Annotated in this window: 9 protein-coding genes; 3 read left to right on the top strand and 6 right to left on the bottom strand. The window is 60.6% G+C overall.

What is annotated here, in order from left to right:
- Positions 1–536: 536 nt before the first annotated feature.
- The 5 genes from ACIPZ5_RS09465 to ACIPZ5_RS09445 form a co-directional block, all read right to left on the bottom strand.
- Positions 537–1295 carry a hypothetical protein gene (locus tag ACIPZ5_RS09465; protein WP_343597028.1) on the bottom strand — a complete coding sequence of 253 codons (759 nt, stop codon included), beginning with the start codon at positions 1293–1295 and terminating at the stop codon, positions 537–539.
- Positions 1296–1322: 27 nt separating this feature from the next.
- Positions 1323–2741 carry an HlyD family type I secretion periplasmic adaptor subunit gene (locus ACIPZ5_RS09460; RefSeq protein WP_343597030.1) on the bottom strand — a complete coding sequence of 473 codons (1419 nt, stop codon included), beginning with the start codon at positions 2739–2741 and terminating at the stop codon, positions 1323–1325.
- On the bottom strand, positions 2738–4879 hold the full coding sequence (locus tag ACIPZ5_RS09455; RefSeq protein WP_343597153.1) for a type I secretion system permease/ATPase: 2142 nt from the start codon (positions 4877–4879) through the stop codon (positions 2738–2740). The genes ACIPZ5_RS09460 and ACIPZ5_RS09455 overlap by 4 nt, the downstream gene beginning before the upstream one ends.
- Positions 4880–5203: 324 nt before the next feature.
- Entirely contained in the window at positions 5204–6097 is an 894-nt protein-coding gene (locus ACIPZ5_RS09450; RefSeq protein WP_343597032.1) for a PA4780 family RIO1-like protein kinase, read from the bottom strand.
- A 95-nt stretch (positions 6098–6192) separates the two neighbouring features.
- The gene (locus ACIPZ5_RS09445) at positions 6193–7095 is read right to left on the bottom strand and encodes a LysR substrate-binding domain-containing protein (RefSeq protein WP_343597034.1); all 903 of its coding nucleotides are present in this window, start codon (positions 7093–7095) and stop codon (positions 6193–6195) included.
- Positions 7096–7200: 105 nt separating this feature from the next.
- Here ACIPZ5_RS09445 and ACIPZ5_RS09440 point away from each other — a divergent pair, with 105 nt between their 5' ends.
- Together ACIPZ5_RS09440 and ACIPZ5_RS09435 are read left to right on the top strand one after the other, a co-directional pair.
- Complete coding sequence (locus tag ACIPZ5_RS09440) at positions 7201–8937, top strand: amidohydrolase (protein WP_343597036.1); 1737 nt, start codon at positions 7201–7203, stop codon at positions 8935–8937.
- Between the two features lie 93 nt (positions 8938–9030).
- A complete protein-coding gene (locus ACIPZ5_RS09435) occupies positions 9031–9777 on the top strand; it encodes a TorF family putative porin (protein WP_400808020.1) in 747 nt (248 codons plus the stop codon).
- A gap of 4 nt (positions 9778–9781) precedes the next feature.
- On the opposite strand, the gene ACIPZ5_RS09430 is transcribed toward ACIPZ5_RS09435, so the two are convergent.
- Entirely contained in the window at positions 9782–10213 is a 432-nt protein-coding gene (locus ACIPZ5_RS09430) for a multidrug/biocide efflux PACE transporter (protein ID WP_261940328.1), read from the bottom strand.
- A gap of 435 nt (positions 10214–10648) precedes the next feature.
- Between ACIPZ5_RS09430 and ACIPZ5_RS09425 the strand changes: the two genes are divergently transcribed.
- Positions 10649–11986, top strand: coding sequence for a DUF1254 domain-containing protein (locus ACIPZ5_RS09425; RefSeq protein ID WP_343597040.1), 1338 nt, complete (start codon positions 10649–10651; stop codon positions 11984–11986).
- Positions 11987–11995: the final 9 nt, after the last annotated feature.

Here is an 11995-nt window from a genome sequence, read left to right as displayed (position 1 = left end):
TCTTTTGACCTCCCTAAGTCTTTGAAAACATCAGAATGAAAATTCCAGACTTCCAAATGATTGATTTCAACACCGATGGTTCCTGCTTTGACCTTCTCACTCAGCAGACCCAAATAGGCCTCGGCCATTTTAAATCGCACGCGCTCGACATCTTCCTCCTGCATAGGACGGCCGGCCCCCTGCTCCGTGCGCTTCATGAAGTCGATTGCCGCAATACCTGCTATTGAGTTTCCCTTTGCCACACCATTCGCGAGGGTAGCATAACGATCACCTTTGCTTTCCAAATAATCATACATTGCGCCCACCCCCTGAGACTCAAAGAGTTCACGCGCACGCTTTACATCTTCCTGAAGCAAGCCAGACATATATCACCTCATATTTTATTATTGAACACCACAAATACCTGCAGCAAAGCCAACACCTGCCATCGGGAGAAAAATCATGATAAAAAATAAAACCCTCAGCACGTTCCACACGACAATCAACGCATACATACCCAAGGACCTCTTCATGCAGCCTCCTTAGCCAATCAAACATCACTCACTCTTCTTGCTGCTGACAAGAAACTCTTCCAGCGCACGCCGCACCTCAAACCAACGTACAAAACTTTCCGGCGACATGGTAACTTTCACCCTCAAGCCCCCACTCATCACAAAGGTCAGTTCACAAGCATAAAAATCTGGCTCCTGCTTTTGCCAGTTGCAAATGGTCACCGATGTAACCACCCCTAACTCTTCGCTCCAATATAATTTTCTGCTTCGCCTACCCCAAGAATAATCTTCCCCCGCGACTCTATAGAGGCCTAGCGAATTGTCGTATGTAAAAACTGAAGCCTCCTGAGATGAAAACTTACCCAATAAATGGTCTCGCACTTGCTTCAGGTCATTTTTACTCGACTCAACCGGACTAACCGCCACCAACAAGCCCTCATCATTCAAAAGCCGCTCATAAATTCGGAGATTTTCTGCGGGTTCCAACGCCGGCCAAGTCATCGCAAGGACAATCAATTTGATATTACTATCGCAGTCACGCTTTTCCACATAATACGAACCCTTTGTACGTTCTTCTTCATACTCGGGCCAAAACGGAAAATAGAGCCGGGGAAACTCATAAACCTCGCCCGCCATTACCCCGCAGGCAACAGGAGGTGGCTCATAAGATTGCAGCGGCCTCGTATAAATAGAATATAACGCCGAAGAATATAGAGCGACCCGCATCACCAAGAACAAACCAGCACACACCCTCAACGTTTGCCAAGTCACAACATACAGCCGAACCGCATAACTCTTCAGCATTTGCGCCCCCAAGAAAACAGCCCTTAATCAACGCTCCCCGAAACTTTCCTTAACATGCCGCTGCAACGGGCTCAGGAAATAACTAATCACCCTGCGCTTATCAATAATCAGCTCTGCACGCACCGCCATACCCGGAGCAAGCGGCACATCTTTATCACCCACCCGCAAACTACTTAACCCCAACTGAATCCGAGCGTTATAAACCCACCCCCGCCGTTCATCCTCAACGGCGTCATTGGAAACACTCTGAACAATCCCCGGCACAACGCCATACTTGGTGAACGTGAACGTCTCCACTTTCACTTCCACCGCCTGCCCCGCTCGAACAAAGCCGATATCCTTGTTCTCGACCTGCACTTCCACTTCAACCGGCTGATCACTCGGCACAATCACCATCAATGTCTGCGCAGGCGTCACGACGCCGCCCTGGGTATGAATGGCCAACTGCTGGACCGTGCCGTCGACCGGGGAAGTCAGTGCCCTGAGCCGGTGGCGTTGTTCGGCCTTGTACAGTTCCTGGCTCAGGGTCGCGATCTGCCGCTCGGCTTCGGCATACAGGTCGAGCATGGCCCGGCGCAGTTGGGCGATGACGCCTTCGCGGCGATGCTGGGCCGCCAGGCGTGCCGCCCTTAGTTCGTCGATGCGTGAACGTTGAATGGCCAGCTCGCGCTCCTGCTCCAGGCGGGCCTGTTCCTTTTCCAGGTAGGTGTGCTTGGCAACCGCCGACTCGCTGAACAGTTGCTGGTAGTCCGCCGTGAGCTGGCGGGTAATCACCAGCAATTGCTGCAGCGCGTCGGCGCGGGCTTGCGCCGAGTGCATCTGCGCGCCGCGCTGGGCGATTTCGGCATCCGCCTGTTGCAACGAAGTACGCAGCTCTTGGTACTGCCCTTCCAGCCAGCGCTGTGCGGCTGCTTGCTGTTGCGCCGTGGCCTGGGGAATACGTGGTGCCAGGGAGGCTGGCGCGGCGTTGCCATCGAGCGCTTCCAGCAAGGTGGCAGCGCGTGCCAGATCGATCCGGGCGGCCAGCAGCTCGCTGTTCAGGCGCTTGATGTCGGCGGCGGTCAACTGCCCTTCGAGTTCGATGAGCAGGTCGCCTTTGGCAACGGTCTGGCCGTCCACCACGTGAATCGCCTGCACCACCGCGACCTCGCTGGCCTGGATCAGCTTGCTCCTGCCACTGGGCACGATTCTGCCCTCGGCACTGGCGACTACATCGATTTCGCCTACGCAGGCCCACAGCAAGGCCAGCGCGATGAGTGCCAGCAGGCTCCATTGGAGGCGGCGCGGCAACGGATGCACCGGGGTTTCCTGCAAGGCCAGCGCTGCAGGCAGGAACGCCAGCTCATCGGGTTCCCGTGGTTCCCCTTGCATGGCGCGGCGCCGCCTCCAGGCGTTACGCCATGCCTCGCGGTAGCGCTCCAACAGGTCGAGCACAGGCGCACTCATGCTGCTGCCCCTTGCTGCAACCGATGCAGGTAGGCATAGGCGCCTTGCGGGTTGTCCAACAGCTCATCGTGAGCGCCCTGCTCGATGATCTGCCCTCGCTCCATGACCACGATGCGGTCGGCATGGCGCACGGCGGAAAGGCGGTGGGCAATGATGATGACGGTACGCCGGGCGCAGATGCGCGCCATGTTCTGCTGGATGATCCGTTCGGACTCGTAATCCAGCGCGCTGGTAGCTTCATCCAGGATGAGAATGCGCGGGTTACCCATCAACGCTCGGGCGATCGCGATCCGTTGCCGCTGGCCACCCGACAGGCTGGCGCCGTGCTCGCCCACCAGCGTCTCATAGCCGTCAGGCAGCTCCAGGATGAACTCATGTGCGCCTGCCAGCGTGGCTGCTGCAATGACCTCCTCAAGGGCGGCGGCAGGGTTGGCCAGTGCAATGTTTTCGCGCACGGTGCGCCGGAACAGCATGTTCTCTTGCAGCACCACGCCGATCTGCCGACGCAGCGACGTGACATCGGCCAGTGCCAGGTCGGCCCCATCGAGCAGCACCCGCCCTCTCTCCGGCGAGTACAGCCGCTGGATCAAGCGGGTCAAGGTGCTCTTGCCGGAACCTGACTTGCCGACGATGCCGATCACCTCACCAGGGCTGATCTTCAGGCTGACGTCGCGCAGGATCTCGTTGCCGCCCGGGCGATAGCGGAAACACACCTGATCAAGCTCGATCCGCCCTTTCAGCACAGGCAACTGCGCGCCGTGGCTGACCTCGGTACGGTTGTTGAGAATGTCCCCCAGCCGCTGGATCGAGATACCGGTCTGCTGAAAGCTGGTCCACAACTGCGCCAAGCGCATGATCGGCTGGGCCACACGGCCCGCTAGCATGTTGAAGGCGATCAGTTCGCCAACCGTCAGTTCCCCCTCGATGACCAGTCGCGCACCTAGCCACAAGGTGGCGACCGTGACCAGTTTGCCGATGAAGGCAACGCTTTCATTGGCGATGTTGGAGAGGTTCTGGGTCTTGAAACTGGCGGCAACATAGGCCGCCAGCTGCTGGTTCCACCTACGCGTGACTTGCGGCTCTACAGCCATGGCTTTCAACGTGTCGATGCCATTGACCGCTTCTACCAGGAACGCTTGGTTTTCCGCGCCACGTTGAAAGCTCTGGTCGATCCGGGTACGCAGCAAGGGGGTGACCAGCAGGGATACCAGCAAGTAGAGCGGCAATGAAGCGATGACCAATAGCGTCAGCCAGCCGCTGTACAGCCACATGACCACAATGAATACTGCGACGAACAACACATCCAACAGTAGCGTGATGCTGTTGCTGGTGAGGAAACTGCGGATGTTTTCCAACTCCCGCACGCGAGCAACCGAATCTCCCACTCGCCGCGCCTGAAAATACGCGAGCGGAAGTTCAATCAAGTGCTGAAACAACTTGGCACCGAGTTCGACATCGATGCGCGAAGCGGTATGCGCCGACACATAGGCACGCAAACCACTGAGCAGACTTTCGAACAGCAATACGGTCAACAGGCCCAGCGCAATCACATCCAGCGTAGTCAGGCCCCGGTGGACCAGCACTTTGTCCATCACTACCTGGAAAAACAGCGGCGTCAACAGGGCAAGGACCTGGATGATGAATGAGACCAGCAATACTTCGCCGAGCAACTTTCTGTGTTTGACCACTGCCGGGATGAACCAGGTCAGGTCAAACCGTTCGAGGCCTCGAGGCAAAGGCGCGTCCGAGCGAACCAGAATCAGTTCCCCGGCCCAGCGCTGCTCCAACTCAAGCAGCGTCCAGGTTTGCGGCGCACCAACCTGCGGATCCTGCACCAGCACCTGCTCGCCCTCAGCTCGGGCGATGATGAAATAGCCGCCTTGCCTATCCGCAGCAATGGCCGGCAGCGGCATGTGCGCCAGACGCTTCGGGTCAGTGCGCCGATGTTTGGCCTTCAGGCGAAGGCGCTGGAATGCCTGCAGTATCTGGGCAATTGAAAATGGCCTGCCATCGGTTGCGAACTCATGACTCAGTTGTTCGGCAGAAACCGCTACATCGTGATACCGCGCCAGCATGACCAGGCAGGCCAGACCGCTGTCACTCGCCTGGTGATCAGCAACTTCAGATAGATCGGACACCTGTCCACCCCATGTGCGACTTGAACATGGGCAGATACTAGCGCTTGGCAATAGGGTAATAGTCCTACATAGGACAGACTTATCCTGTAGGAATATATCCAACAGCAACCTACTAATGTAGGAGCATTCCGAGAAGAGCGAATTTACGCGTAGGAATTTATTACCTGCAACGTAGGAATATATGCAGGAACATTAGATCTGAAGCCGATATTACTGGCGCTTACTTAATTTACATGCCAGCTCCTTCAGAGCCCCACCCTACCCAGATAATGGTGGAACCCCGAAGAGAGCGAAATGCTTTGCAGTGCAGGTGCGGTCAGACCGCTACTGCATCCACGGCGGCGTCGGCTCTTCAGCCTTGGCCGGCCCATGCTCTGCCTCATCCCGCGCCGCACGGCGGCGGGCTTCATCGCGCAGGGTGGCGTCGATCTCGCGCATCACCCCGGCGACGTCGGCGGCGTGGTCGTCTTCCTCGAACTGCCCGCTCAGCGGGCTGTCCGGGCGCAGCTCACCGGCTTCGTACAACCCCCACATCTCATCGGCGTAGCGGGTGGCCTTGAGCTCCGGGGCAAAGCGCCCGAAATAATGCGCCATGTTCGCCACGTCCCGCTGCAGCATGCTGAACGCATGGTTGTTGCCCGCCGCATCCACCGCCTGGGGCAGGTCGATGATCACCGGGCCATCCGGGCCAAGCAGCACGTTGAATTCGGACAGGTCGCCATGCACCAGGCCGGCGCAGAGCATCAACACAATCTGGCGGATGACGAAGGCATGGTATTCAAGCGCCTCCTCGGCCTCCAGGTGCACGTCGTTCAGGCGTGGCGCAGCATCGCCGTCGGCGTCGGTGACCAGTTCCATCAGCAGCACGCCGTCCTGGAAGTCGTACGGCTTGGGCACCCGCACGCCGGCAGCGGCCAGGCGGAACAGCGCAGCCACTTCGGCGTTCTGCCAGGCGTCTTCGGCTTCTTTGCGGCCGTACTTGCTGCCCTTGGCCATGGCCCTGGCCTGGCGGCTGTTGCGGACCTTGCGGCCCTCCTGATATTCGGCGGCCTGGCGGAAGCTGCGCTTGTTGGCCTCCTTGTAGACCTTGGCGCAGCGTACCTGGGCACCGCAGCGCACCACGTAGACGGCCGCTTCCTTGCCGCTCATCAAAGGCCGTATGACTTCGTCGACCAGGCCGTCTTCGATCAGTGGTTCGATTCGTTTTGGTGTCTTCATCAGGCTGCGTTCGGGGTCCTGGCTGGGGGGTAGACATCCTCTCACAGGCTGGGGCGACTTGCTCGTTTGTCTGCAAGGGCCCGATCAGCTGAACATCACTGCTGCAAATAGCCCTGCAGGTAGTCGACGAACGCCAGCACCTTGCCGCTGGCGCGCCGGTGGCTGGGGTAGACCGCGAGGATGTCTTCACCGAAGGCATCGGGCTCGATCACGCAGTGCTCCATCACCCGCACCAGCCGCCCTTCCTGCAGATAACCGCGTACGCTCCACTCCGGCGTGTGCAGGATGCCGTGCCCCGCCAGCGCATTGCGCAGCAGCAAGTCGTAGTTGTCACTTTCCAGCCGGGCCTTCTGCGGGTACGGCAGGCGCATGCGCACGCCGTCACACTGCAGCCACCAGAACCTCGCATCCAGCGCCGGGTGAATGTACTTGAGCCACTGGTGCTGGCCGATGCTGTGCGCGGTCACCGGCAGCGGGTTGCGCTCGAGGTAATCGGGGCTGGCACACAGAAAGATGCGGTTGTGGCCGATGACCCGGGCAATCAGGCCCGGCAGGTCGCTGTGGCCTTCACGCAGCGCCAGGTCGTAACCGGCTTCGATCAGGTCGACAAAGGCGTCGGACAACTCCACGCGCAGCTGGATCTGCGGGTATTCGCGCATGAAGCCGGCACAGGCATCGGCCAGGAACGCCCGGCCGAACGCCAGCGGCGCAGTCAGGCGCAGGGTGCCGGACAGCCCCTGCAACTGGCTGATCTCTTCACCGGCCTCATGCAGGCTCTTCAACACCTGCCGGGCGGTTTCCAGGTAAAGCCGGCCGGCTTCGGTCAGCACGATGCGCCGGGTGCTGCGCTCGAACAACTGGCTGCCCAGCTCACGCTCCAGGTGGGTGACGGCCTTGGTCAGGGCCGAGGGTGTCTTGCCCAGCGCCTCGGCCGCGCGGCTGAAACTGCCATGGTCGGCAGTGGCGACGAACATCGAAATCGCACCCAAGGTGTCCATGTGGTTTTTCCTGAATGGCAAAAGGCTTTTTAGCGTTCTGGCGATTCTATGCCAGGCCCGCGCTGGTTAGGCTCGCGTTACACCAATAAATACAAGAGGCTACACATGTCGAGATGTCTTCCTGGGTTGCTGGCGCTGGCCGTGGCTTTTTCCTCCGGGCAGGTACTGGCCGCCGCCGACCTGGTACTGGTCAACGGCAAGATATTCACCGCCGAGCGCACTAACCCGCAGGTGCAGGCCATCGCCATCGAAGGCGGCAAACTGGTGGCGGTGGGCACCGATGCCCAGGCCCGCGCACTCGCCGACGCACACACCCAGGTGATTGACCTGCAAGGCAAACGGGTCACGCCGGGCCTGATCGATACCCACTCCCACGCGATCTTCGGCGGCCTGCAGCTCAGTGGTGCCGACATGGGCGGCGAGGCAGTGCCGCTGGACGACTTCGAAGCCCGCCTGCGCGCCTGGCGTGATGACGGGCGCGCCCGCAATGGCGATGTGCTGCAAGTGCTCGGTGTCAGTTCGAACTACTGGGCCCAGGCCAAGGCACTGAATGAGCGCTTCAGCCAGGGCGAGTGGGCCACCACGCCCATCGTGTTCATCGGCGAGGACTACCACACCGCCTGGGCCAACCAGGCCATGCTCAAGCGCGCCGGTATCGACAAGGCGCTGCTGGGCAGCCTGAGCCCGCAGGAAAAAGACACCATCGGCAGCTTCGACGATGGCCAGCCCAGTGGCTTCCTGGTCGACGCCGGCTGGGACCGGGTCGCCAGCGTACTGCCCAAGGCCGATGCCGCCACCCTGCTCAAGGGGGCACAGGCTGCCGTGCAGTACAACAACAGCCTGGGCATCACCGCCTGGATGGACCCGGCAGCCAACAGCATGCCTGGCGAGGCGATCTTCGCCATCAAGCCCACCGACCATACCGTGGGCGTGCTGCCAGCCTACAAGGCCCTCGCCGAGCAGGGCGGGCTGAACGCGCACGTTGCCGCGCTGCTGGTGGTCAACCCGAAAAGCACCCCTGCCGACCTGCAGACCATCGACAACGTGCGCAAGCAGTTCGCCGGTGTGCCGAACCTGACCCTGCCGGGCATCAAGGTGTTCGCCGACGGCGTGCTCGAATACCCGGCGCAGTCGGCCGCCCTGCTCAAGCCGTACCACAACACCCACAAACCGGGTGAACTGCTGATCGACCCGCAGCATTTCGGCGCGCTGGTCAGCGCCGCCGACCAGCGCGGCTGGCTGGTGCACATCCACGCCATCGGCGACCGCGCGGTGCGTGAATCACTCAACGGCATCGAGCAGGCACGCAAGGCCGGCAACAGTGGCATCCACCACTCGATCACTCACCTGCAACTGGTCAACCCCCAGGACTTCGCCCGTTTCAAGGCCCTCGACGTGATTGCCTCGATGCAACTGCTGTGGGCCGCCGGCGACGACTACACCGTCGACATGGTCAAGCCCTACGTCGACGCCACGGCATTCCGTTACCAGTACCCCGCCCATTCGCTGCACAAACAGGGCGCGACCATTGCCGGCGCCAGCGACTGGCCGGTGTCGTCACCCAGCCCCTGGCTGGCCATCGCCCAGGCGGCAACGCGCAAAGGCGCGCAAGGCGTGCTCAATGCCGACGAGCGTCTCGACCGCCAGACCATGCTCTATGCCTACACCGCCAATGCCGCCAAGGCCCTGGGCCTGGAGCAGCAGATCGGCTCGCTGAGCCCGGGCAAGCAGGCCGACTTCGTCATCCTCGACCGTGACGTGCTCGCAGTGAACGACCAGCAGCTGGGCGAGACCCAAGTGCTGGCCACCTACTTCGGCGGCCGCCAGGTGTACGCCCGCTAAGCCGCTGCGCCTCTCTATACCTGCACGGCATGCCCCCAGGCATGCCGCCTTTTCTATCTGCCACAACAACCACAACACAAGATAGGGACACCGATGAAACACGCTACCCTGGCAGCCGTGTGCGCACTCGCCTGCGCCGCGCTCGCCCCCGCCGCGATTGCCATGCCGATCAACGATGACTTCGCGGTCGACATCGACCTGGCCGCGACCAGCGACTACCGCAGCCGTGGCATCTCGCAAACCCAAGGCGATCCGGCTTTGCAGGCCGATGTCATGCTAAGTCACATCAGCGGCCTGTACCTCGGTGCCTGGACATCGAACGTCGACTTCGGCTTTGCCAGCAAGACTCGCCAGGAGGTCGACTACTACGCAGGCTGGGCCTGGCAGATGAGTGAGCAGGTCAACCTCGACCTCGGCTATCTCAGGTACACCTACCCCAAGGAGAGCCAATACAACCTGTCCGAGTTCTACGCCATCCTCGATGTACAGGGGTTCAAACTGGCGGCGTACTACTCCAGCGATGCCAACACGCAATACGGCAAGGATCAGGACAGCCTCTACACCTGGGTGGGCTACCACAGGGTGCTGCCCATGGAAGTCGGCCTGGAACTGCGCTACGGCCGCGTGGACTTCAAGGACCCGAGCTACTGGTCGCATAACGGCCAGTCACGCGACGCCTACCGCGAATGGGAGGCCAGGTTGACCCGCGATTTCCTCGGGCTCACCTGGCGCCTCAGCTACCTGGACACCAACCTGTCGCAGGCAGAATGCGCCAGCAGCTACGGCTTCGACGATGTCTGCAGCGCCACCGTGGTAGCCGCTGTCAGCAAGCACTTCTGAAGCCTCAGGCAACGGCCCGGCGCTGCAGGAGGTAATGCCGGGCCCGGTCGAACGCCCAGTTGTACAGCACGGTGTAAGGCAGGATGATCACGAAGAAGCCCAGCTCGACCATGAACGCCTGCAGCAGCGAGATCTCCAGCATCCAGGCCGCCACCGGCAGGCACCAGACCACCAGCCCGGCCTCGAAGCCCAGGCCATGAACGAAGCGCGCCAGTGCTTTCCAGTGGATGCGCGGGGTCACCACGAAGCGGTCGACCAGCGCGTTGTAGACCATGTTCCAGAGCATTGCGATCACCGACAGGGTGACAGCAAGCGTACCAGCCGTAGCCAGCGACTTGCCCATGATCCACGAGAGCAAGGGCGCGCAGAGCAGCACGGCGAAGAATTCATAGCCGACGGCATGGACCATGCGTTCGGTGAGAGAGACCTTTTTCATAACAGATTCCATCAAGTGGTTACGTCGTGGCTCACATTTTCTTTGATGGAACTGATACTCGCGACATAGCACCCATCGCTTTAATCAATACATAAAGGCATATCACTGCCGCGAACATGCGATCAAGCGTTCATTTTCTCGAGGGTTGGCGTGAAATGATTATGCCGTGCCAAGTGCCTTGAGACATCACCGGGCTAGACTTCGAATCGGTCTGGGAACGAAACGCTGAGTGTGGACGTGCCCCTGCCGTTCGCCGTAGTTCGCTGGCGCGTTCCCTTTGCTTCCTTACATGCAAGGACGACAACCATGCGAACGGCACAAACAGGCTTTTGCACAGCCTTCCTCGTCTTGTCACTCAGCGCACCCCTGGCTCAAGCCGCCGAACAACCCCAGCCAGCCGCCCCTCAGCTCACGCAACCCAGCACCGACGCACTCATGCATCCGGCCTATGTGAAAACCATTGCGCGCATGGCCTACCTCTGGGGCTGGCCGATGGTCAACATGATCAACCGCTACGAGCGCATCACCCAGGCCCCTCACCCGGGGCTGCTGGGCGGCATCCTGCCGGCGGCGCCGCGCGGCCAGCTGGGTATGCTGCACGATTACATCACCCCGGCCGAAACCTTTGTCACCTGCCCCAACCAGGATGTGGTGTACGGCCTTGGCTTCTTCTCCCTGGACGACGAGCCCGTGATTGCCCAGGTGCCAGACTTTGGCGAGCGCTTCTGGGTGTACGCCATGTACGACCAACGTACCGATCAGTTCGGTGAACTGGGCAAGCCCTATGCCAGCAAGCCTGGCTTCTACCTGCTGGTGGGCCCGAACTGGCAAGGCGAAAAGCCCGCCGGCGTGGAGGCGATCATCCGCAGCCCCACCGCGCTGGCCAACACCATACCGCGCGTGTTCATGGACGACACCGATGCCGACCGCGCAGCCGTCCAGCAACAGCTCAACCAGATCGTCTTCTACCCGCTCAAGGATTTTGACGGCAAGATGAAGACGATCGACTGGAAGAAAGCCCCCGACATCCCGGTGCCCCATGCAGACAGCGCCAGCCAGGGCGAAACCAAGTGGGTCATCCCGGAAAAATTCTTCGATCAGCTCCCGCAGGTGCTCGACACCGTCGCGCCGATGCCGGGGGAAGAAGCCCTGTATGCCCAGTTCCGCCAACTCATGGCCATTGCCGCAAAAGACCCGGCCATCAAGAAACTGCTGGTCGAGGAAGCCAAGCTGGCCGACAAGGAGCTGATCGCGCCCTTCTTCCAGTGGAAACATAACGGCCGCCCAGCGGGCAATGGCTGGAACCGCTCGACCAACAACGCCCAATGGGGTGTGGACTATTTCAACCGCGCCGGCACCGCCAAGTCGAACATGTTCGACAACCGCCCCAACGAAACCCAGTACTTCTACACCGACTTCGATGGCAACGGTGCTCAACTCAATGGCGCCCACAGCTACGAGGTCACCTTCGCCAAAGGCGAAGAACCGCCCGTGCAGGGCTTCTGGTCGCTGACGCTGTACAACCAGCACCACCTGTTCAGCGCCAATGCGCTTGATCGTTACTCACTGGGCACCAAGAACAAAGACCTCAAGCGCAATGCCGATGGCTCGCTGACGCTCTACATTGGCCCGGCATCCCCCGGCAAGGACAAAGAGAGCAACTGGCTGCCATCACCCAAAGAATCCATCTCGCTGTATATCCGCGCCTACTGGGGCAAAGCGCCGATCCTGGACGCCAGCTGGAAGCCGCCGGTAATCAAGAAGATCAAGTAAATGTCGCGT

The organism is Pseudomonas sp. NPDC089428 (assembly GCF_044749325.1).
Taxonomy (GTDB): domain Bacteria; phylum Pseudomonadota; class Gammaproteobacteria; order Pseudomonadales; family Pseudomonadaceae; genus Aquipseudomonas.
Note: the sequence above shows the minus strand (reverse complement) of the source record. Positions and strands in the feature narration are given on the sequence as shown.